Annotated in this window: 21 protein-coding genes, 1 tRNA gene and 1 riboswitch; all 22 genes read right to left on the reverse strand. The window is 47.5% G+C overall.

The window, feature by feature from the left end:
* Nucleotides 1-8: 8 nt before the first annotated feature.
* The 22 genes from folP to hslV all read right to left on the reverse strand — a co-directional run bounded on the left by folP (nt 9) and on the right by hslV (nt 20,535).
* A complete protein-coding gene (folP, locus tag GCWU000321_RS02425; protein ID WP_040381130.1) occupies nt 9-848 on the reverse strand; it encodes a dihydropteroate synthase in 840 nt (279 codons plus the stop codon).
* Between the two features lie 145 nt (nt 849-993).
* The gene (locus tag GCWU000321_RS09540; RefSeq protein ID WP_007069499.1) at nt 994-1,143 is read right to left on the reverse strand and encodes a hypothetical protein; all 150 of its coding nucleotides are present in this window, start codon (nt 1,141-1,143) and stop codon (nt 994-996) included.
* Nucleotides 1,143-1,757, reverse strand: coding sequence for a DUF47 domain-containing protein (locus tag GCWU000321_RS02430; protein ID WP_007069500.1), 615 nt, complete (start codon nt 1,755-1,757; stop codon nt 1,143-1,145). The genes GCWU000321_RS09540 and GCWU000321_RS02430 overlap by 1 nt, the downstream gene beginning before the upstream one ends.
* Nucleotides 1,758-1,869: 112 nt before the next feature.
* Nucleotides 1,870-2,337, reverse strand: coding sequence for a 6,7-dimethyl-8-ribityllumazine synthase (ribH, locus tag GCWU000321_RS02435; protein WP_007069501.1), 468 nt, complete (start codon nt 2,335-2,337; stop codon nt 1,870-1,872).
* Between the two features lie 20 nt (nt 2,338-2,357).
* Complete coding sequence (locus tag GCWU000321_RS02440; protein ID WP_040381133.1) at nt 2,358-3,566, reverse strand: bifunctional 3,4-dihydroxy-2-butanone-4-phosphate synthase/GTP cyclohydrolase II; 1,209 nt, start codon at nt 3,564-3,566, stop codon at nt 2,358-2,360.
* Entirely contained in the window at nt 3,556-4,206 is a 651-nt protein-coding gene (locus GCWU000321_RS02445; RefSeq protein ID WP_007069503.1) for a riboflavin synthase, read from the reverse strand. Before GCWU000321_RS02445 ends, GCWU000321_RS02440 begins: the two co-directional genes overlap by 11 nt.
* Before the next feature lie 2 nt (nt 4,207-4,208).
* Nucleotides 4,209-5,513 (reverse strand): bifunctional diaminohydroxyphosphoribosylaminopyrimidine deaminase/5-amino-6-(5-phosphoribosylamino)uracil reductase RibD, encoded by a 1,305-nt coding sequence (ribD, locus tag GCWU000321_RS02450; protein ID WP_007069504.1) that lies wholly within the window; start codon nt 5,511-5,513, stop codon nt 4,209-4,211.
* Between the two features lie 43 nt (nt 5,514-5,556).
* Nucleotides 5,557-5,681: riboswitch (FMN riboswitch) on the reverse strand.
* Nucleotides 5,682-5,775: 94 nt separating this feature from the next.
* Nucleotides 5,776-6,444 (reverse strand): dTMP kinase, encoded by a 669-nt coding sequence (locus GCWU000321_RS02455; RefSeq protein WP_007069505.1) that lies wholly within the window; start codon nt 6,442-6,444, stop codon nt 5,776-5,778.
* A gap of 191 nt (nt 6,445-6,635) precedes the next feature.
* Nucleotides 6,636-7,208: an aminoacyl-tRNA hydrolase gene (gene pth / locus GCWU000321_RS02460; RefSeq protein WP_007069506.1), complete on the reverse strand. Its 573-nt coding sequence runs from the start codon at nt 7,206-7,208 to the stop codon at nt 6,636-6,638.
* Nucleotides 7,205-8,158, reverse strand: coding sequence for a ribose-phosphate diphosphokinase (locus GCWU000321_RS02465; protein WP_007069507.1), 954 nt, complete (start codon nt 8,156-8,158; stop codon nt 7,205-7,207). The genes pth and GCWU000321_RS02465 overlap by 4 nt, the downstream gene beginning before the upstream one ends.
* 136 nt (nt 8,159-8,294) lie before the next feature.
* On the reverse strand, nt 8,295-9,674 hold the full coding sequence (gene glmU, locus GCWU000321_RS02470) for a bifunctional UDP-N-acetylglucosamine diphosphorylase/glucosamine-1-phosphate N-acetyltransferase GlmU (protein ID WP_007069508.1): 1,380 nt from the start codon (nt 9,672-9,674) through the stop codon (nt 8,295-8,297).
* A 165-nt stretch (nt 9,675-9,839) separates the two neighbouring features.
* Nucleotides 9,840-11,129: a peptidoglycan-binding protein gene (locus tag GCWU000321_RS02475; protein ID WP_007069510.1), complete on the reverse strand. Its 1,290-nt coding sequence runs from the start codon at nt 11,127-11,129 to the stop codon at nt 9,840-9,842.
* Nucleotides 11,130-11,258: 129 nt separating this feature from the next.
* On the reverse strand, nt 11,259-12,254 hold the full coding sequence (trpS, locus tag GCWU000321_RS02480) for a tryptophan--tRNA ligase (protein ID WP_007069511.1): 996 nt from the start codon (nt 12,252-12,254) through the stop codon (nt 11,259-11,261).
* 16 nt (nt 12,255-12,270) lie between these two features.
* The gene (glmS, locus tag GCWU000321_RS02485) at nt 12,271-14,097 is read right to left on the reverse strand and encodes a glutamine--fructose-6-phosphate transaminase (isomerizing) (RefSeq protein ID WP_007069512.1); all 1,827 of its coding nucleotides are present in this window, start codon (nt 14,095-14,097) and stop codon (nt 12,271-12,273) included.
* A 129-nt stretch (nt 14,098-14,226) separates the two neighbouring features.
* A complete protein-coding gene (locus GCWU000321_RS02490; protein WP_040381136.1) occupies nt 14,227-14,805 on the reverse strand; it encodes a YIP1 family protein in 579 nt (192 codons plus the stop codon).
* 9 nt (nt 14,806-14,814) lie between these two features.
* Complete coding sequence (sppA, locus tag GCWU000321_RS02495) at nt 14,815-15,762, reverse strand: signal peptide peptidase SppA (RefSeq protein WP_007069514.1); 948 nt, start codon at nt 15,760-15,762, stop codon at nt 14,815-14,817.
* Between the two features lie 113 nt (nt 15,763-15,875).
* Nucleotides 15,876-15,951 (reverse strand) — tRNA-Glu (locus GCWU000321_RS02500).
* A 47-nt stretch (nt 15,952-15,998) separates the two neighbouring features.
* Nucleotides 15,999-16,787 carry a type III pantothenate kinase gene (locus tag GCWU000321_RS02505; protein ID WP_007069515.1) on the reverse strand — a complete coding sequence of 263 codons (789 nt, stop codon included), beginning with the start codon at nt 16,785-16,787 and terminating at the stop codon, nt 15,999-16,001.
* Between the two features lie 153 nt (nt 16,788-16,940).
* On the reverse strand, nt 16,941-17,504 hold the full coding sequence (locus GCWU000321_RS02510) for a biotin transporter BioY (protein WP_007069516.1): 564 nt from the start codon (nt 17,502-17,504) through the stop codon (nt 16,941-16,943).
* A 24-nt stretch (nt 17,505-17,528) separates the two neighbouring features.
* Nucleotides 17,529-18,518: a biotin--[acetyl-CoA-carboxylase] ligase gene (locus GCWU000321_RS02515; protein WP_007069517.1), complete on the reverse strand. Its 990-nt coding sequence runs from the start codon at nt 18,516-18,518 to the stop codon at nt 17,529-17,531.
* A gap of 125 nt (nt 18,519-18,643) precedes the next feature.
* Nucleotides 18,644-20,005 carry an ATP-dependent protease ATPase subunit HslU gene (gene hslU / locus GCWU000321_RS02520; protein ID WP_007069518.1) on the reverse strand — a complete coding sequence of 454 codons (1,362 nt, stop codon included), beginning with the start codon at nt 20,003-20,005 and terminating at the stop codon, nt 18,644-18,646.
* Nucleotides 20,002-20,535 (reverse strand): ATP-dependent protease subunit HslV, encoded by a 534-nt coding sequence (gene hslV / locus GCWU000321_RS02525; RefSeq protein WP_007069519.1) that lies wholly within the window; start codon nt 20,533-20,535, stop codon nt 20,002-20,004. The genes hslU and hslV overlap by 4 nt, the downstream gene beginning before the upstream one ends.
* Nucleotides 20,536-20,565 lie beyond the last annotated feature (30 nt).

Raw genomic sequence — 20,565 nt, forward strand, 5'->3', positions numbered from 1 at the left:
CCCCAAGATTATATAACGGTGCAATTTTTCAACGCATCCCAGACTTTTGCCATCCGTACCGCCATAGACACATTATGGACACGGAGAATTGAACATCCTTTATTTATCCCCCATAACCCCGCGGCTCCGGTTCCCTCATCCCGTTCTCCCGCAGGCAGATCCAAAATAGCGCCGATGAACCGCTTTCTGCTTACACCAAGAAGCCAGGGGCAAGGGAACGCCCGCACCAGTTCATCCAGCCGCCGCAGCACTTCCATATTTTGATTCCCATCTTTGCCGAAACCGATTCCCGGATCAAGAATGATATTCTCTTCTTTCACACCGGCCTGCAGTGCGATGTCTAAAGACTTATCAAAAAATATTTTCATTTCTTCTATGACATCACCATTATAATTTGTATCCGCTTTGTTATGCATGACAATGACCGGTACCTGATGACAGCCCGCTACCTCTGCCATCTCCCCATGATCATACTGCAGTCCCCAAATGTCATTCATCATATGGGCACCCGCATGAAGAGCATAGTCTGCCGTTTTCCAATGATAAGTATCTACGGAGACGGGAACACTGCTTTCCCTCAAAACCACAGGCAGAAATATTTTCATCCTTTCTATTTCTTCTTCTGCCGTGAGCGGCTGACCGCCGGGACGTGTAGATTCCGCCCCTACATCAATAATGTCCGCGCCGGCATCTGTCATTTCCCTTGTATGAGATTGTGCCTTTTCCGCCGTATTCCACCTTCCGCCATCAGAAAAGGAATCGGGGGTTACATTCAATATCCCCATAATCAGCGTTTTTGCTGTAACTTCCAATCTCTTTCCGTCACACCACGTATAAGCCCGTTCCAATTTTCCTCCTTGCAGAAATCATAACTCCATACTCTGTAATATTGTTATTTTATCACCACCGGAAGACAGTAGCAATGAAAGCAGGCAACAAAAAAAGCGGTGCAACACCGCCTCCTTTGCGCAAGATGCTCATTGAGGAGTATGATCATCCGCAGCCGAATTGATAATCAGGGAAATAATCATCAAACCGGCTCGATGGACGTACATCCACCGCCATGGCATTTCCTCCATGTACTTTAATTATACATAAATTGTAAGAAAAGTCCAATATCAATTCATAAAAAAGATACCACATTATACCCGCACAAAAAGTTTTTGCAGGAGTGTTGCGGCACCGGCAGCCGCATCCAGCATCCTTTCCACATCCACCAGAATATCTTTCCAATAAATCATATAGGCAGCAGATTGTTTTTCCGTAAAAAGACGGCGGATTTCTTCCCGATAAAATTCATCTCCCCGTTCCTCAAAAACATAAATCTTCCTGCACCGCGCTTCCATTTTCATGTAATTTGCCGCCACGTCCCCCGTATAGTCCAGTACTTTCTTCATTTCAAGAAGAGCATCCCGCACCAACATGACCATGGAAGAAAATTCACGGGGTGTCGTTTCCACATTATACAAGGTAAAACGATCCACCACTTCATGAATTACATCAATAATGCCGTACATCTTCCCGATAAACCCGCGGGCAAATTCGATTTCTGCCGGATCCTTGTATACTTTGTACATGCGCTCATACAGTTTTCCCAAAGACGCGCGTGCTCTTTTTTTTATTGCGTGGAGTGCATCCACACCATCTTCTATTTCCATTTTCCCTTCGGTAATCCGCTGAAACACTTCTCCTGCTTCATAGGCATTTTCTGCCAGCATACCGAGCTGCTCAAAAAACTTTCCTTCTTTATTTGCCATAACGATTCCCCTTTACCATTTTGATATCCTCATTTTAACACATAAAAATACTTTCAGCGCAGTCTTTGGGTAATCGAAAAGCCTGTCTCAAACAGACAAGCTTCTCTACTCCTTACCTGCCGATTTTTTTATAAAGGGAAACAAGCTCCAATGCATCCAAAGCACATTCGAAACCTTTGTTGCCTGCCTTCAGCCCCGCACGGTTCAGTGCCTGTTCCACAGTGTCAGTCGTAAGAACCCCATAAAGAATGGGTACACCGGTGGAAAGCGATACCTGGGCAATTCCTTTCGTTACCTCTGTGGATACATAAGCATAGTGGTCCGTTTCTCCGCGAATAACGGCGCCAAGACAGAGAATGGCGTCATACTTGCCGCTCTCCGCCATCTTTTTCGCAGTCAGGGGAACCTCAAACGCTCCCGGCACCCATGCCAGATCTACAGTATCCATATCCACTCCGTGACGGGAAAGACCGTCCGCCGCGCCGTCAACCAGCTTGGATACAACCACCTCATTAAAACGGGTCGCTACGATACCCACTCTGATTTGTCCTTCATTATAAAGTCCTGAAATAATATTCATAAGCCGCCTCCTTCAGTAAATTATTTATGGGCATGAAGCATATGTCCCATTTTATCCTGCTTCGTCTGTAAATAAAATTCATCCTCGCTGTGCGGTTCCATTTCAATAGGGATCCGTTCCGCAATGGTAATTCCATATTCACTTACATCCCCGATTTTCTGCGGATTGTTTGTAAGAATACGAATCGTTTCAGCACCAAGGTCATGAAGAATCTGGGCACCCGTCATATATTCCCGAAGGTCAGCGGCAAATCCGAGTTTCAGGTTTGCTTCCACCGTATCATACCCCTCATCCTGCAAAGCATATGCGCGGAGCTTATTGATAAGGCCGATGCCGCGCCCTTCCTGACGGAGATAAATGAGTACACCCCTGCCTTCCTTTGCAATCATTCTCATAGAAGTATCCAGCTGTTCGCCGCAGTCACAGCGGCGGGAACCGAAGCAGTCTCCGGTAAGACATTCGGAATGGATACGGCAGAGAACGGGTCTGCCGTCATTTACATTCCCCATCGCAAGCGCCACATGGTGTTCGCGGTTGATGAGGTTCACATAGCCATATATACGAAACTTACCGTACCTGGTAGGCAGATCCGCTTCCGTGACCCGTTCAATAAGTTTTTCATGAATCTTTCTGTATTCAATCAGATCCTGAATACTGCCAATCTTCAAACCTTTTTCTTTTGCCAGTTTAAAAAGGCTTTTCTTATCAGACATCGCACCGCCTGCATCCATGATTTCACAGCAAAGACCTGCCGGTTTGAGTCCCGCCATTCTGGCCAGATCCACAGTGGCCTCTGTATGTCCCGGCCGTGCAAGAACTCCCCACGGCTTTGCTCTCAGGGGAAACATATGCCCCGGCCGTTTAAAGTCTGCTGGATTGGCTCCGTCTCTGACCGCTTCCATAGCCGTCATGGAACGGGCTGCTGCAGAAATCCCCGTTCCCGCATCCTTAAAATCAATTGACGTAAGAAATGCCGTCTGGTTGCTGTCCGTATTATGACGAACCATCGGAGCAAGATACAGCGCATCGGCAATTTCCCCCGCCATAGGCATACAAATCAAGCCTCTCGCTTCCGATGCCATGCGATTGATATTTTCAGGCGTAGCAAATTCAGCGGCGCAGATATAGTCTCCTTCATTTTCACGATCAGCAGGATCCTGCATGATGACAATATGCCCCTGTCTGATTTCCTCCACAATTTCTTCAATCGGATCAAATTTAAATTCCATAATGGCCTCCATACCCTAAATCCTTTAAACGTTTTGTTGTTACTCCCTCATGTTCTTTTTGCATGAGTTGCTCTATATACTTTCCCAAATAATCACACTCTATATTCACCGGCTCACCTATGCGCTTAGCAGAAAGAACCGTCAGGCTTCCTGTATGGGGAATAAGGGAAATCATAAAAGATGAATCTCCTCTTTTTGCCACAGTCAGGCTGACACCGTCTACGGCAACAGAGCCTTTCTCAAGAATATACTTCATATATTTTTCTTCCGCCGAAAATGTCAGATTGAGAGCGATTCCTTCTTTTTCAGAAGAAAGAATACGTCCCGTAAAATCCACATGCCCCAGCACAATATGCCCGCCAAGACGGTCGCAGAAACGGAGCGCCCGTTCCAAATTCACAGGCGTCCCCGAGGCAAACAGGGAAAAGGCAGTACGCCGCATCGTTTCAGGCGTGACATCACAGGAAAACGTACTCCCGTCAAAAGCCATTACCGTAAGACAGGTTCCGTTGACAGCGATACTGTCACCCGCTTTCGTGCCTTCCAGCACTTTATGGCAGGCAATTGTAAGCCGGCAGGAACTTCCTGTGCGGTCCACCTTTTTAATCTGCCCGATTTCTTCCACAAGTCCGGTAAACATGGCTACGCCTGTCCTTCCGGCAGTCTGGCTTCCTGTGCTTCAGCCATTTTTTCTGCTGCTTTCTCCATTTTTGCAGGTTCCTTTATTTCCTCCTGCATTTTTTCCGGTTCCCGATCCCTTATTTCATTTTCAACAGCAGTACTTCCTTTCTTCCCGGAGATATCCGCTTTAAACTTTTCAGGCAGCGGTCTTTCGGCGGGTACCTTTTTCCTCTTCTTTACATATCCTTCTACCACAAGATCCACACCACTCCGCTCGGTACGGATATTTTCCAGCTGCACCGCTTCCGGAATAAGCGCTGCGCCTGTACCGCCGACCGCCCCAGGTGCATCTTTCCCTCCAATAAGTATAGGCGCCATATAGAAACGGATTTTATCTACAATACCCGCTTCAAAAGCGGCTGCCGCCGTTTCCGCTCCACCTTCGAGAAGGATGCTGTCGATCCCTTTCACCGCCAGACCGATCATGGCCGCTTCCAGATCAACACAGCCCTCCGTATCGCTGTCGGCAAAAATCACTTCAATTCCTTTTGACTGGAAAGCCTTCACCTTTTCAGATGCGGCAGAAGAAGTAGTCAGAACGATCACCCGTGACTCGCCGCCGAAAACACGAGACTCCATGGAAACGGATAATTTGCCGTCTACGATGATGCGGACAGGATCTTCCAATCCCTCCGTCCGTGCCGTAAGCAGAGGATCATCTGCGGCAATCGTTCCCGCCCCTGCCATGACAGCCGCGTACAGACCGCGCAGCGTACGAACTTCTTCTCTTGATTCTTCCGATGAAATCCACTGCGACTTTCCCGTATGGCATGCCGTTTTTCCATCCATGGACACTGCTGATTTGTACAGGACGAAAGGTTTCTTTTCTGTAATAAATTTCATGAAAACTTCATTTAAAACCTGCGCCTCTTTTTCCATCACACCAGTCGTCACGAAAATCCCCGCATCTTTCAGTTTCCGGATACCCTTTCCTGACACAAGCGGATTTGGATCCTGCATGGCAACCACGACACGCTCAAGATTCTTGGATACGATGAGATCCGCGCAGGGCGGCGTCTTTCCATAATGACAGCACGGTTCAAGCGTCACATAAAGAGTCGCTCCGGCGGGATCAGCCCTGCAATCGGCAAAAGCATTGACTTCCGCATGGGGCCCGCCATAAAATTCGTGCCATCCTTCACCGATGATTTCGCCGTCTTTTACAAGTACCGCGCCCACCATAGGATTCGGACGGGTATGTCCCATCCCGTTAGCCGCCAGCTCCAGCGCCCGCGCCATAAACTTTTTGTCATCATCAATCCGCATAAAAAACCTCCCGTCTTCAGGGAGGCTCTTACGAAATCAGAAAAACAATCTTCTCCCATCCAGACTGTACTGTCGGCTTTGGAATCACACCAAATCAGCCATACGGCTCGTGGGCTCAGGAAAACCTTTACCACCGGTCGGGAATCACACCCTGCCCTGAAGATACATAATTGGAAACACACAAGCTGATGCCTGTATATTCCTTAAACCTATTCAATTATAGCAAACCCATGAATAAAATCAATAAAAATCCCGTCAACAGTTATCCAAGCCGGGAAAGCACAGCATCAAGCACTTCCTTTGAAATGTCATCCGTACTCCGCAATCTGCCATCCGCCATGCAGGAAATACGCAGCCAGTCATAAGTTTCACAAAGTACCTGGTACGCATCGCAGCATTTTTCAAGATATGCCGAATGCTGCTCATGGATATCCATAGACCCGCCCTGCTTTGCCCGCTCACGAACCAATTTTTTGGAAACAGCCGGCGGTACATCAAGAAGAATCACCACATCCGGACGGGGAAGCTCCAATTCTTCATATTCCATATGATCCAGCCAGGAAAGGAACTCTTTCCGCTTTCCTTCATCATCGTACTTCGTCATCTGGTGAACCATATTGCTCGTCGTGTACCGATCGGCAATCACGACCCCCCCGTTTTCATAGAAAGATTTCCACTTCATTCGAAACGAAGCAAAACGATCCACCGCATAGAGCATGGACGCCGCATAAGGATTCACATCCCCCGGTGCTCTGCCGAAATCACCGTTCAGGTACATTTTCACCAGCGCCGAGGAAGGACTTCCATAATCAGGAAAAGAAATATGCATGACGTCTTTTCCCCTCTTAATAAGATGATCCTCCAAAAGTCCTGACTGCGTCGCCTTTCCGCTTCCATCAATTCCTTCAAGAACAATCAATTTCCCATTCATGATATCTCCTGCATAACATCTTTGTTTTCTATTTTATCATACTATCCAATGGCGATAACCTGCTCCGCACAATAGCCGATCTTGGATTTTACAACAGCTGAATAATTTTTTGAGTCAAGACGGATTTCTACACGTATCCATAATAAAGAACCGTGAACATAAAGAGTCCTTCTCTATATTCACGGATATCTTCATCTCCCCCGTTTGGGATTAAATTCATTCATAGCTTTGTCCACAGTGGTTTCTAACGCCCGTTCCACGGAATCAGCAGTATACTTCCTTGCGGCTTCGATACGTTCAATTTCTTCACCATATGGCCGGCCAAGAACATGCTCTATAACGGTATGCCCGTCCTTCGGATGTCCCACCCCGATACGGAAACGGACGAATTCCTCCGTGTGAAGGCCGGCAATCAGGGATTTGATGCCATTATGACCACCGGCAGACCCCTTCTTTCGAATCCGTGTTTTCCCCGCCGGCAAATCCAAATCATCGCAGATGATATAAATATCTTCTGCAGGTATTTTGTAGTAATTGGCAATCGCTCCTACTGCGTCCCCGCTGAGATTCATATAAGTCAGCGGCTTCACCAGAAGGATCTTTTCGCCGAACCTCACAACGGAAGCGATCTCCGCTTTCATGTCCGTTTTCCAGACATTCACAGACCAGCGGCGGGCCAACTCGTCAATAACATCGAATCCCATATTGTGGCGGGTATGTTCATATTCTTTACCGGGATTCCCCAGTCCTGCCACCAATTTCATTTATCGAAAAGGGCGCTGACGGAAGCGTCATGGAAAATACGAAGAATTGCTTCCCCAAGGAGAGGAGCCACGGACAGCACTGTCAATTTATCCTGCATTTTTTCTTTTTCTATGGGCAGCGAATTGGTCACTACCAATTCTTTCAACACAGATTCTTTAATTCTTTCTGTCGCCGGATCGGTCAGCACAGGATGGCATACAGCCGCATACACACCGGCAGCGCCGTACTCCATGAGTGCTTTCGCACCTTCACAAAGGGAGCCTGCCGTGTCTACGATATCGTCAACAACGAAGCAGTTTCTTCCTTTTACATCGCCGATAATATTCATAACCTTTGCTACGCCCGGTTCCGGACGGCGTTTTTCAATAATAGCGATAGGCGCGCCTACGCGGTCAGCCAGATCTCTGGCACGGTTTACACCGCCCAGATCAGGAGATACGACCGTCAAATTTTCCAGATTCTTGGATTTTACATAATCGGCAAGTAGCGCCGCAGAAGCCAGATGGTCTACAGGGACATCAAAGAAGCCCTGGATCTGTCCCGCATGGAGATCCATGGTCACCACTCTTGTAACACCGGCCGTTCCAAGCAGATCCGCCACCAGTTTCGCGCTGATCGGTTCTCTACCGCGGGTTTTCCTGTCCTGACGGGCATAGCCGTAATAAGGGACGACCACGGTAATATTACGTGCCGAAGCTCTTTTAAGCGCATCCACCATAATCAACATTTCCATCAGGTTATCGTTTACCGGTGAACCTGTCGGCTGGATGATGAAACAGTCTTTGCCACGGACACTTTCATTAATCATGACCTGTATTTCGCCATTATTAAATCTTCCGCACAAAGACTTTCCAAGCGGAACGCCGATATAATCTGAAATTTCTTTTGCAAGAGCCGGATGCGCGGTTCCTGTGAAAATTTTCAGTCTCGATGTACCTTCCATATCCATTTATGATGCTCTCCTTTTCTCCCCTGCGGGATCTCCGACAATAACTCCCCCATGCCGTCTTCATGGCAGCATTTCTTATATTATATACCCTTTCTCAAACAGAAACTATCCTGCTTGGACGGAAATATAAAACAGGCTAATCTTTATATGTATCTTCTTTTACCCAATTTTCAATATTCACCTGCTTTGCCCTGCCCACAGCAAGCGCTTTGGCAGGAACATCCTTCGTAATCGTCGAGCCCGCGGCGGTAAACGCCCTTGCCCCTATATGAACCGGTGCCACAAGATTTGTATTGCACCCGATGAATGCATGCTCATCAATCGTGCAGCGGTGCTTATTTTTTCCGTCAAAGTTTACCGTTACCGTTCCGCATCCGAAATTCACGTTTTTCCCTAAATCGGAATCGCCGCAGTAAATCAGGTGCGGCAGTTTCGTGCCATCGTCCACGTCGGAATTTTTCACTTCCACGAAATTCCCGATTTTAATATCATTGTGCAGACAGGTCTCGGGACGTAAGTGGACAAACGGCCCGATTTCATTATTATCTCCCAATTCACAGGAATGGGCATATACACGGTTTAAATGATTACCATCACCGCAAATCACATCGGTAAGCTGCGTATCGGGACCAAGAGTACAGTTTTTCCCTACTTTTGTTTTCCCCTGCAGCATTGTTCCCGGTAAAATCACCGTATCCTGTCCCACTTCTACATCCTGCTCGATATATGTACTGTACGGATCGGTGACTGTGACACCTGCCGCCATCAGGTCTTCCGCTTTACGGATGCGAAGGATGCGGTCAGCTTCTGCCAGCTGGATACGGGAGTTAACGCCCATTGTCTCGCTTGCGTCTTCAGCTGCAACAGGAATCACTTTCCGCCCCGCCTTAATTAATATCTCAAACACATCAGTCAAATAATATTCACCCTGGGCATTTTTATTGTCTACCTTCTCCAAAGAATCAAGCAGTGCACCTGTTTTGAACACATACGTCCCTGTATTGATTTCATGGACAGCCAGCTGATCCGGCGTACCGTCCTTCTGTTCCACAATGGAAATCATATGTCCTTTTGCATCGCGGAGAACTCTTCCGTATCCGAAAGGATTGTCCATAATTGCCGTCAGGACAGCCGCGGCGCCGTCATGATCCCTGCACGCACAGACGAGACCTTCGATCGTTTCCCGGCGCAAAAGTGGTGTATCCCCGCAAACCACAAGCACATACCCGTCACGATTATCTTTAAACAAAGGAACCGCCTGCATCACCGCATGGGCGGTTCCCAGCTGTTCCTCCTGATGGACGAAATAAATATTTTCTCCGGCAAGCCTTTCACGAACAAGTTCCTCTTTGAATCCCGTGACAACCACACATTTTTCAGATCCTGCCTTTTTTACCGTACGAATGACCTGCTCCGCCATAGGGACGCCGCAAACTTTGTGCAGAACTTTCGGCCATTGCGACTTCATTCTTGTACCCTGGCCTGCAGCCAAAACGACCGCCGTCAAACTCTCCATATTGCCTCCCGCCGTTTTTTACAACGCGCATATATTTTCAGAAAATAGATTGCCTCATAAAACAAGTTTTCCCAATTTATTTTAGCAAAACAGACTTGCTGCCGCAATACAAAAGCCGCGTGTCCGTTCTTCACCACGCAGCTCTTTATCACTTAACTTAAAACTTCAGGAAATAAGGTAAACGGTAATATTATCTCTTGACCCCCACTGGTATGCCTGCTCCAGGTTGTCCACACCGACATCGATAACATATCCTTGTATGGCTCCGCCGATATCATCACAAATGGCATAGCCGTATCCCTCGATATATACGATACTCCCCAGAGGAATCACATCAGGGTCTACCGCCGCATGCCCTTTCCCTGCATAGTTTCCCAAGGCGGTACGGCCGGAGCCGCCGCCGTCCGTCGGCGTGTATGCCGTAGATTTCATTTGAAATGATTTTTTATACTTCCCCGTAAATTTTGGCGCATTTTCCAAACGTTCCCACACATTGGTATCTGCCATTCCTGTCCTTTCCAGTTTTTCTTCCGCCTGCAATTTACGGACCGCCTCTGCTGTTGCCGCTCCGTAAATACCATCAGAACCGCCAGGATTATACCCGTGCAGAAGGAGCCTGTTCTGTAATTTAACGACGCGCTTGCCCCGATCTCCTGCTTTTAACGTGCCGCCCGCAGAAGGAGCGCTTAACCCGCCGAGCAGTTTCCACGTAGCATCATCCACATTTCCTGTAACGGATAAACCATGTTCTTCCTGCAGTGCGCGCACGGCGCTTTCTGTGTCATTACCGTAAATGCCGTCTGCTTCCCCGTCCAGATACCCTGCGCGGCGGAGCTTATTCTGTAATGTTTTGATCTCACTCCCGCGGTCACCTTTTGTATAATGCATGTCTTTTTTATTCTTTTGTTCCTTCTTTATTTCCTTTTTGTTTTCTTTTTTTGCCTCTCCCGTTTCTACCCCTCCCAAAAGGGAAAGTGTCTGTTCATCTACAGCTCCCGACACCGGAAGTCGGTGGTCTTTTTGGAACTGTTTCACGGCAGCCGCCGTATCCCCGCCATAGATACCGTCAGAAGCGCCAGTGAGATAGCCTGCCGCCGCAAGACGGTCCTGCAGTTCAGCAATCATATCCCCCCGATTTCCTTGGGCATATACGATCCCGCCTCCATCACGATACCCTTTCCCGTCATCTTCTTTCAGCTTTGCCTGTGTGCTGTCATCTGCTTTTCCCGTAACAGGGAGTCCATGATCTTTTTGAAATTCCGATACCGCCTTCACCGTGGTCGATCCATAGTCGCCATCTACCGTACGCGCCAGATATCCCGCTTCTACCAGATCATTCTGCAAGGATTCCACAGCGGCGCCACGCATTCCCATGTGAAGAATTTCTGCCGATACGGAGCCTACCATACACAGCCATAAGGCCGCAGCAAGTTCCAAAATATATAATTTACGCATTTCTTTTACCTCCGTAAAAAATTCATGTGTATTTTACCATGGACGATATTTTTTGTAAAAATTCCTCAGAATGAAATACCATTCAATACGCAAAAAACCGCGGTGAAGTCATCGCGGTTCTCATTCCTATTATTTTCTATACAGCCCCATGGCATGAATTGCATTTTCATACGTCACGCGGGCTTTCGCACGGGCGCGGACGGCACCGTCATCAAGAATGGCATCCAGTTCGGGAGTTCCTGTAAGTTCATCATATCGGGAACGGATCGGACTAAGTTCTTCTACTACCAGATCAGCTACATCTTTCTTGAACGTGCCGTATCCCTGTCCGTCATACATCGTTTCTATTTCTTCAAAAGTCTTTCCGGAAATAGCCGAATGGATACTCATCAGATTGGAAACGCCGGGCTGGTTCGCCTTATCATAGTGGACATGCGCCAATGAATCGGTGACTGCCTTCTTTATTTTCTTCACAATTACATCTGCCGTATCCAGCATATGGATGGTCGCCCATTCATTATCATCAGACTTGCTCATTTTACCTGTCGGCTCCTGAAGGCTCATGACTCTCGCCCCGCCCTGGGGGGCCCACATTTCAGGAATGGTAAATACTTCGCCATACTTGCGGTTAAAACGTTCCGCCAGATCCCTTGTAATTTCCATATGCTGGCGCTGGTCTTCACCAACCGGCACGAGATTTGCCTGATACAGGAGAATATCGGCAGCCATAAGGGGCGGATATGTTAAAAGTCCCAGGGGAATAAACCCCTCTTTCTTTTCCTCTTTCTGTGCTTTTGACTTATACTGCGTCATGCGTTCCATTTCTCCCACATACGCACTGCAAATCATCATCCACCCAAGCATGGCATGCTCCGGTACTTCCGACTGGACAAAAATCGTCGCCTTCTTCGGATCCATCCCTGCCGCGATATAGAGTGCCGCCAGATTCCGTGTCCGTTCATGAAGCAGTGCCGGATTCTGGGGAACAGTAATCGCGTGCTGGTTTACAACACAATAGTAACATTCCGCTGTTTCCTGAAAAGGGATAAAATTTTTCAATGCCCCCAGATAGTTTCCTAAAGTTAAAGAACCGCTGGGCTGGATTCCCGAAAAAATAACATCCATTATGTATCTATGCTCCTTATTCCACAGTGACCGATTTGGCCAGGTTACGGGGCTTATCCACGTCATTGCCCCGTTTGATACCGGTATAGTATGCAAGAAGCTGCATAGGAATGACAGAAAGAATAGGGGCGATAAATTCGTCTACTTTCGGAATTCTCACGATTCCTGTAGTATATTTTTCAAGCTCATGATCATCATCATAACCGATTCCCAGTACATCTGCACCGCGGGCGCGTACTTCCTGTATATTGCTGTACATCTTAGCTCTCACATTATTCTGTGTTGCCACGGCAATAACCGGCGTTTCGGCAGAAATAAGAGCCAGCGTGCCATGCTTTAATTCACCGGCCGCATATGCTTCCGCATGGATATAAGAAACTTCTTTCAGTTTCAGTGCTCCTTCCATGGCAATGGCATAGTCAATAGAGCGCCCAAGATAAAAAATATCTTCTGCTTTAATCAGGCGGTCCGCCACCTCAGACATATGTTCCTTTTCAGTAAGCACTTCTTCAATCTGCTTCGGCAGTTCAAGCAGAGCGGCAGTCAGCTTCCTCACCAGTTCCAAAGAAATACTCTCTTTTACCTGCCCCATATAGAGAGCAAGCATCAAAAGGGAAACCAGCTGTGTAGTATATGCTTTTGTAGATGCCACGGCGATTTCCGGACCGGCCAGTGTGTAAATGGCCACATCTGTTTCACGGGCAATGGAAGATCCGATGGAATTTGTCACCGCGATACTCTGGGCACCAAGACGCTTTGCTTCTTTCAGCGCCGCCAGTGTATCGATCGTTTCACCGGACTGGCTGATAACGATACATAACGTCCTTCCCGTCGTCAGAGGGCGGCTGTATCTGTATTCCGACGCGATTTCCACGGAAACCGGAATTTTCGCGAACCGTTCGATATAGTGCTTTGCCACCAGCCCCGCATGATATGCCGTACCGCAGGCAGTGATCAGAATATTGTCAATATTTTCAAGACTGTTTTTCGTCCAATTCAGCTTATCAAAAAACACAGTGCCGTCTTTTTTCAAATGAATTTTTACAGTATCACGGACTGCTTTCGGCTGTTCATAAATTTCTTTCAGCATAAAATGGTCAAATCCGCCCTTTTCCGCCGCTTCCGCCGACCAGGTAACTTCCTGTACTTTTTTTGAAATAGGAAGACCGTCAGCACTGAACACGGAAACACTGTCTTTTTTTACGACCGCAATCTCCCCGTCATTCAAAATATAAATACGGCGGGTATGATTAATCACTGCAGGAATATCGGACGCAATGAAATTCTCATCTTCACCAAGCCCTATAATCAGCGGATTATCTTTCTTTGTGCAGATAATCGTATCGGGATCGGCATCATGCATGAATACAAGAGAATAAGAACCATCGATTACAGCAAGCACCTTGCGGACGGTAGAGAAAAAATCACCGTCATCAAGCTCTTCCGCCAAATGGGCAACGACTTCGCTGTCCGTTTCAGACTTGAATACATGGCCTTTTTTCAGAAGATCTTTTTTCAAATCCATGTAGTTTTCAATAATGCCATTGTGAACGATGACGAAATGATTATTTTCATCCCCATGGGGATGGGCATTCACATCTGATGGTTTGCCGTGAGTTGCCCATCGGGTATGCCCGATACCGATATTTCCACGTAAAGGATGGGACTCCAGCGCCTTTTCCAAATTTACCAGACGTCCCGCTTTTTTCTCTATCTCGATTTTCCCATTTTCATACACGGCAATGCCTGCCGAATCATAACCTCTATATTCCAGACGGCGCAGACCTTCTATCAGGAAATCGGAAGCATTTCCATTTCCCACATAGCCCAATATACCGCACATAATATTTCCTCCTGCAAAACTCCAATAAATGAATCATTTATTTCAAAATTCAGCCATGTAATACTAAGTCATTATACCACAACCAGGCAATATTCAGTGTCCCGATAAGCTACCGGCACCCCCGTTTTCTCAGAAAGAATTTATGATACCCTCCACATCCTGAAGTTCCGAAATACCTGCAAGAGCTGTCATAATACCGATAACAAACAATGCAGTAATCAGCATGCCGCAGAGAAGGAAAGGAGAAATACTGATAAAAAAGGCTTTCCCTTTCCCAAACCCGTAATTTGCACGGATGGCAAGAATGTCTAAGAAAAAGCTCCAGACAACAATAGCAAAAACAGCAAATCTGTGGATGCCGTCCAGGCCAAACTGTCCTATAAGAGAAAAGAAAACAGAAAAAGCATAAGGGATCGACGCGCACATGAACCCCGCCGTAATCCCTCTTGCCGTCCCCCGCCCGCCAAGGAGTCCGGAAATATAATCCACCACGGCACTGTGTATCAAAAGGAGAGAACCTGTCCCGACAAAAGATGCCAGAAAAGCGGTCACAAAACTTCCTGCCTCCACAGAAGAAAGGGTAAGAAGCAAAACCACGAATCCCCAGATGATACTGCTTTCTTTCATTTTTTCACCGGTAGTCACATCAGACATCGCGTCTGTGGGATGGGCAAGCAAACGGTATATTAAATCTAAAACTGTATTCATCATAGCTCCTTAACGAACAGAGGGTGCCGGCGTCTGGGAAAACGTGCCCCATATATTATCTGAAATGTTTTTTGCTAAACTCCTCACAGCACTGTCCATTTCCCCTGCAAGGATATTTTTCCAGGATGTTCCTACGGAATATCTTTTCACCGGTACACTGTCCCCTTCTATTCCGGCGACGCCTCCCGCATAATTCAAGGCATCATAATAATTCCCCATCGCATCAACCAGTCCCAGTTCCATAGCCTGCTGGCCGGTAAGAATCCGTCCGTCAGCCACACTTCTTACACGGCTTTCTTCCATACGTCTTCCGTCAGCCACGGTCTTCACAAACTGGCTGTAAATATCATCCACCATGGTTTGAAGCATTTTCTGCTCGTCTCCTGTCATGGGCCGGTACATAGAAAGAATATCCTTATGGGCACCGCTTTTGATTTTTTCATTTTTTACACCCAGCTTATCCATAAGCTCTTCAACATTCGTATAATCCATGTACACGCCAATACTTCCTGTCAGGGTAGCAGGATTGGCAAAAACATAATCGCCTTTGCTGGCGAGCCAGTATCCTGCAGAGGCACACATATCCCCCATGGAAACGACGATCGGCTTTCCCGCATTCTTAATCTTGTCCATTTCTTCCGCAATTTCCTGCGTTGCTCCCGTAGAACCGCCGGGACTGTTAATGCGGAGAAGGACGCCCTTTACCCGATTATCCTTCCGCGCCTGTTCCATTTCATACATCACCTGCTCGCTGGAAACGCCTTCTGACGCCCCCAGGAGAGTCCCATTGCGGGGACCGCCGTAAATAGTACCATCAATGCGGATTTCCGCCACATAGTCCTTACCCTTCCCGATGGCGGACGTCTTTTTCCATTCAGGCATAAAACCTGCCGCTGCAGCGGAAATAACAAGAACCGCCAGCATCACCATGATCCACTTTTTAATTTTACTATCCATTGTTAATCTCCTATCTTGTCATTTCATTATACCATCATCATGAATACAAGAAAAATCAAGCCAGAAAAAAAGGTTTCTCCAAAGATGTTTCCATCATTCAGCGAAACCTTTTCTGGTGACCGGTATGGGATTCGAACCCATACTCTCTGCGCTGAGAACGCAGCGTCTTAACCGTTTGACTAACCGGCCATGTGTTCCATATTATAACCGGCACTGACTGAAATTTCAAGTATTTTTTACATACATGGTTTCCGATCCCCCTTGTTTTTTTCATAGAGAATCAAAAGACCTTTCAAAGTAAGCATGGAATCCACCCTGTCAATCGTTCGGGATGCGCCCGCCATAAGCGTCGCCAGACCGCCCGTAGCAATGACCTTGATATCGTTCCGTTTCATTTCCGCTTTAATACGGGTAACGATTTCATCAATCTGTCCCACGAAGCCGTAGTAAATCCCTGCCTGCATGGCAGACACGGTATTTCGACAAATAATGGAATTCGGTTTTAACAGTTCGATACGCGGCAGTTTGGACGCCCGTTGGAAAAGGGCTTCCATGGAAATACTGATCCCCGGAGCAACAGCCCCGCCAAGATAATTCCCTTTTTCATCGATGACACAAAACGTTGTCGCCGTTCCCAAATCGATAACAATAAGAGGGCACTTATATTCAGCGATGGCGGCTACCGCATTAACGATACGGTCAGCCCCCAAATCTTTCGGGTTGTCATAAAGGATATTCAGCCCCGTTTTAATCCCCGGTCCCACAAGAATGGGATTCACGCTGAAATAACGGCGCGAAAGAGATTCAAGGATAGGAATAATCGGCGGTACCACTGTTGAAATAATGACATCTTCAATATCGGAAAACTGAAGTCCGTTAATACGGAACAGCGTTCCCAACACACTGGCATAGCCATCAGCAGTCTGGAGTGTATCCGTTGCCAGACGCCAGTGATTGAGCAATTCCTTTCCACGGTAAATACCACAGACAATATTTGTATTCCCTACATCAAAAGCAAGCAGCATTATTCATCGCCTCTCAGAATAAAGGTGCCTCCGGATCCGGATTTCCCCTCTTGGTTTATAAATCACGAAACCGTAATTTATCACATGTGTATCATGCAATAAAGACTCGATTCTGTCAAGCAAAAAAGGCAGAGGATCCGCCTTTCATTAAATTTATTCATTTAAAAAGAGTCCCGCGTTTCGGAGTGCTTTTTGTATACGTATGCCGCAGAATACACCGGCGGCCACTTTGATGAGATCAAATCCGATAAAAGGGAAAACGGTCATCGTAAGGGCTGTCCAAAGCGGCATTCCTTTCCCCAAACCAAGAGAAAAGTACATCATGAACCAAACTGTCCCCAACGCGTAGCAAAGGATGAGCCCCAGAAGCGCAAATACTCCCTGGGTGAAAAAGCGGCTTTTTTCTTTAAGATATATCCCGCTGAAACCGGCCATAAGAATAAATCCGATATAATAACCGCCCACAGGGCTCAGGAAAATACCAACCCCTGCCTTGCCCATCGTAAGAATAGGAACGCCCAGTGCGCCAAGAAGAAGCCACACGGAAATAGAAACCGCGCCCCATTTCCAGCCAAGGACACCACCGGCAAAAGCACAAACAAACGTCTGTAATGTAACCGGCACCGCCCCGACGGGAAAAGCAAACTGGGAAAGTACCGCCATGATTCCCGCAAATAAAGCGGCACCCGACATATAATGAAATTTATTTCTGTCCATAAATTATTTTACTTCTTTTCTGTTTTATCTTTGCGGAATTGGCGCATCTGCCGGACGGATGGAAACATCGCCTGCCATTACGCGGCGGACTTCCCTGCCGGTGTCTACCAGGAGGCAGCCGTCATCATCAATATCCACAGCTTTGCCAGTATAATTATCATTGCCGAAAATCACGCGCACCTCTTCGCCAAGAGTCACGGATAATTTCCGCCAGTCATCAAGTACGCGGCCAAACCCTTCCGTCTGTGCCAGCTTATACTCCGCTTCCAGCTCGGCCAGGACGGCTGCCAGCAAATCCCGGCGGGACACATTAACCCCTTCGTTCAGGAAAGACGTCGCATGGCCGCGGAAATCTTCAGGGAATTCCTTTTCCTTCACTCCCGTATTGATGCCGATTCCCATAATAATATAATCAATCTTTTCCATAGAAGCCGACATCTCGCAAAGCATCCCCACCAATTTCTTCCCATGATAGAGAATATCGTTGGGCCACTTGATACCTGCATCAGCAAGTCCGAGACGGCGGATACCGCGGCAGACTCCTACTGCTGCAAGGAGCGTGCTCTTTGATGCCTCCATCGGGAAAAACGTGGGACGGAAAATGACAGAAAACCAAATCCCTTTCGCAAAAGGAGAATAAAAATGCCTTGTAAGGCGTCCGCGGCCGGTCGTTTGTTCCTCTGCCACGACGATCGTCCCCTCTTCCGCGCCTTCCCTTGCAATCTTTTTGGCTTCTTCATTTGTGGACGGTGTCGATTCAAAATAAACCACTTTCTTTCCAAGCGTTTCCGTATGGAGAACACTGGCAATTTCCAAAGGTGTCAGTAAATTCGGCGCATAAATCAGCCGATATCCTTTCCGTGTGCTTGATTCAAAAATATATCCCCTGCTTTTCAGAATATTGATATGCTTCCAGATTGCTGTACGGGATACGTTTAAATCTCTGGATATCTGTTCCCCCGACACATAATTTCCATTTGCTTTGCGGAAATACTCCAGTATTTCATTGCGCATAATATCCTCCTTTTCCTTTCAGAACTTTCCTTCATTATAATTTTCGACAATCCCTTCGTCAACTTATTTCATTTACGACCTTTACATTAAAAAGAGAGCCGTTTTGGAGGCTCCCTTTCTTCTTTTTACAAAATGTAATTTGATGTATCCATATCCTTCGTGATTTCCCCAAGCTTTTGCCTCACATAAGTACCGTCAATGGTAACTTCTTTATTTTCCAGCTCAGATGCTTCAAAAGACAGCTCCTCCAGTACCCGCTCCAGAATCGTATAAAGCCGCCTCGCACCGATATCTTCCGTTTCCGAATTCACCACAGATGCGATTTCCGCAATCGCACTGACAGAATCTTCCGTAAACGTCACTGTGACGCCTTCCGTTTCCAAAAGCGCCGTGTACTGCCGGATCAAAGCCTGCCGCGGTTCTGTTAAAATCTTCCGCAGATCCTCCTCTGTAAGGCTTTTTAATTCTACACGGATCGGGAACCGTCCCTGCAGCTCAGGAATCAAATCGCTCGGTTTTGATACATGGAACGCACCAGCCGCCATGAAAAGAATATGATCCGTCTTTATTCGTCCGTACTTGGTCTTCACCGTCGCCCCTTCCACAATGGGAAGGATATCCCGCTGCACCCCTTCACGGGATACGTCAGGCCCGCCGGATGCACCGTGTCTCCCCGCAATCTTATCGATTTCATCAATAAAAATAATGCCCCGTTCTTCAGCAAGCGCAACCGCCCTGTCACGGACAACATCCATATCCACCATCTCTTCGGCAGAAACCTCCGCAAGAACAGTTTTGGCCATGCGCACTGTCATTTTCCTCTTCTTCATCTTTTTCGGCATCATGGATGCGAATATTTGAGAAATCCGATTCGCCTGTTCATTGTCCGCTGTATCTTCAATATTTCCTTTTTCTTCCAATTCCACTTCTATTTGGCGGTCGTCCAATTCGCCGCTCCTGATACGGGCAAGCAGATTCTTTCTTCTCTCCCTTTCCCCTTCATCTGAAACACCTGTCTTCTCCGCCTTTTCCCCTAAAATAATTTCCATAGGAGATCTCGTTTCCTTTTTCTTTGCAGGCCACATGATTTCAGCAATTTTCTGCACCGCCGCCTCTTCCGCATCTTTCCCATAACGACCTGATTCCTGCTTCTTCACAAGGCGCACCGCTTCTTCCGCCAGGTCGCGCACCATAGATTCCACATCGCGGCCCACATAGCCGACTTCCGTATACTTCGTCGCTTCCACCTTTACGAAAGGGGCACCTGTCAGCGCAGCAATGCGGCGGGCAATTTCCGTTTTTCCCACTCCGGTGGGACCGATAAGAAGAATATTTTTCGGACTTACTTCACGGGCTATTTCCTTAGGAAGCCGGCTGCTGCGCCAACGATTCCGCAGGGCGACAGCGACAGACCGTTTCGCATTCTGCTGTCCCACAATGTATTCATCAAGATATTCCACAATTCTCCGTGGTGTCAGATCTTTCATCCTATTTCCTCCACAATCACATTATGATTCGTATATACGCAGATATCCGCCGCCACATGGAGTGACTGTTCCGCAATCTCCCGCGCTGATAAATCCGACACCGAACACAAAGCGCGAGCTGCGGCAAGAGCATAATTTCCGCCGCTCCCGATTGCCAGTATGCCGTCATCCGGCTCGATAACCTCTCCGCTGCCTGATACAAGAAATAAATGGTCGCCATCCGTCATAATCAAAAGAGCTTCCAGCTTTTGGAGCACCCGATCCCGCCTCCACTCTTTGGCGAACTCCACGGCAGCACGCACCAGATTTCCATTGCAATCAGAAAGTTTTCCTTCAAACTTATCAAAAAGAGCAAATGCATCCGCTACAGAACCGGCAAATCCGGCAATGACCTTTCCATGATACAGGCGGCGCACCTTCCGCGCCGTATTCTTCATCACCACGGCGCTGCCCATCGTGACCTGCCCGTCACCGGCCACAGCCGTATGTCCGTCTTTCTTTACAGCCAGTATTGTTGTTGCAGTAAACATATTTCCTCCTTGTACTTTTATGTTTCAGGT

Source organism: Dialister invisus DSM 15470 (assembly GCF_000160055.1).
In the GTDB taxonomy this organism is placed as follows: domain Bacteria; phylum Bacillota; class Negativicutes; order Veillonellales; family Dialisteraceae; genus Dialister; species Dialister invisus.

Bases quoted from the DNA above. Each gene is read 5' to 3' on its own strand.
- ribH (WP_007069501.1), bottom strand. From the start codon at position 2,337: ATGAATATTATTTCAGGACTTTATAATGAAGGACAAATCAGAGTGGGT.
- GCWU000321_RS02505 (WP_007069515.1), bottom strand. From the start codon at position 16,787: ATGCTGCTTGCTTTTGATGTAGGGAATACAAATATTGTCTGTGGTATT.
- GCWU000321_RS02455 (WP_007069505.1), bottom strand. From the start codon at position 6,444: ATGAATGGGAAATTGATTGTTCTTGAAGGAATTGATGGAAGCGGAAAG.
- GCWU000321_RS02490 (WP_040381136.1), bottom strand. From the start codon at position 14,805: ATGAATACAGTTTTAGATTTAATATACCGTTTGCTTGCCCATCCCACA.
- GCWU000321_RS02475 (WP_007069510.1), bottom strand. From the start codon at position 11,129: ATGCGTAAATTATATATTTTGGAACTTGCTGCGGCCTTATGGCTGTGT.
- GCWU000321_RS02515 (WP_007069517.1), bottom strand. From the start codon at position 18,518: ATGCGCAATGAAATACTGGAGTATTTCCGCAAAGCAAATGGAAATTAT.
- GCWU000321_RS02510 (WP_007069516.1), bottom strand. From the start codon at position 17,504: ATGGACAGAAATAAATTTCATTATATGTCGGGTGCCGCTTTATTTGCG.
- glmU (WP_007069508.1), bottom strand. From the start codon at position 9,674: ATGGAGAGTTTGACGGCGGTCGTTTTGGCTGCAGGCCAGGGTACAAGA.
- GCWU000321_RS09540 (WP_007069499.1), bottom strand. From the start codon at position 1,143: ATGTGGTATCTTTTTTATGAATTGATATTGGACTTTTCTTACAATTTA.
- trpS (WP_007069511.1), bottom strand. From the start codon at position 12,254: ATGGATGTTATTTTTTCGGGAATCCAGCCCAGCGGTTCTTTAACTTTA.
- GCWU000321_RS02445 (WP_007069503.1), bottom strand. From the start codon at position 4,206: ATGTTTACCGGACTTGTGGAAGAAATCGGGCAGATTAAAAAGGTGGAC.
- ribD (WP_007069504.1), bottom strand. From the start codon at position 5,513: ATGCGGATTGATGATGACAAAAAGTTTATGGCGCGGGCGCTGGAGCTG.
- glmS (WP_007069512.1), bottom strand. From the start codon at position 14,097: ATGTGCGGTATATTGGGCTATGTGGGAAATGGAAATGCTTCCGATTTC.
- sppA (WP_007069514.1), bottom strand. From the start codon at position 15,762: ATGGATAGTAAAATTAAAAAGTGGATCATGGTGATGCTGGCGGTTCTT.
- GCWU000321_RS02440 (WP_040381133.1), bottom strand. From the start codon at position 3,566: ATGGAATTTAAATTTGATCCGATTGAAGAAATTGTGGAGGAAATCAGA.
- GCWU000321_RS02465 (WP_007069507.1), bottom strand. From the start codon at position 8,158: ATGGATATGGAAGGTACATCGAGACTGAAAATTTTCACAGGAACCGCG.
- hslU (WP_007069518.1), bottom strand. From the start codon at position 20,005: ATGAAAGATCTGACACCACGGAGAATTGTGGAATATCTTGATGAATAC.
- GCWU000321_RS02430 (WP_007069500.1), bottom strand. From the start codon at position 1,757: ATGGCAAATAAAGAAGGAAAGTTTTTTGAGCAGCTCGGTATGCTGGCA.
- pth (WP_007069506.1), bottom strand. From the start codon at position 7,208: ATGAAATTGGTGGCAGGACTGGGGAATCCCGGTAAAGAATATGAACAT.
- hslV (WP_007069519.1), bottom strand. From the start codon at position 20,535: ATGTTTACTGCAACAACAATACTGGCTGTAAAGAAAGACGGACATACG.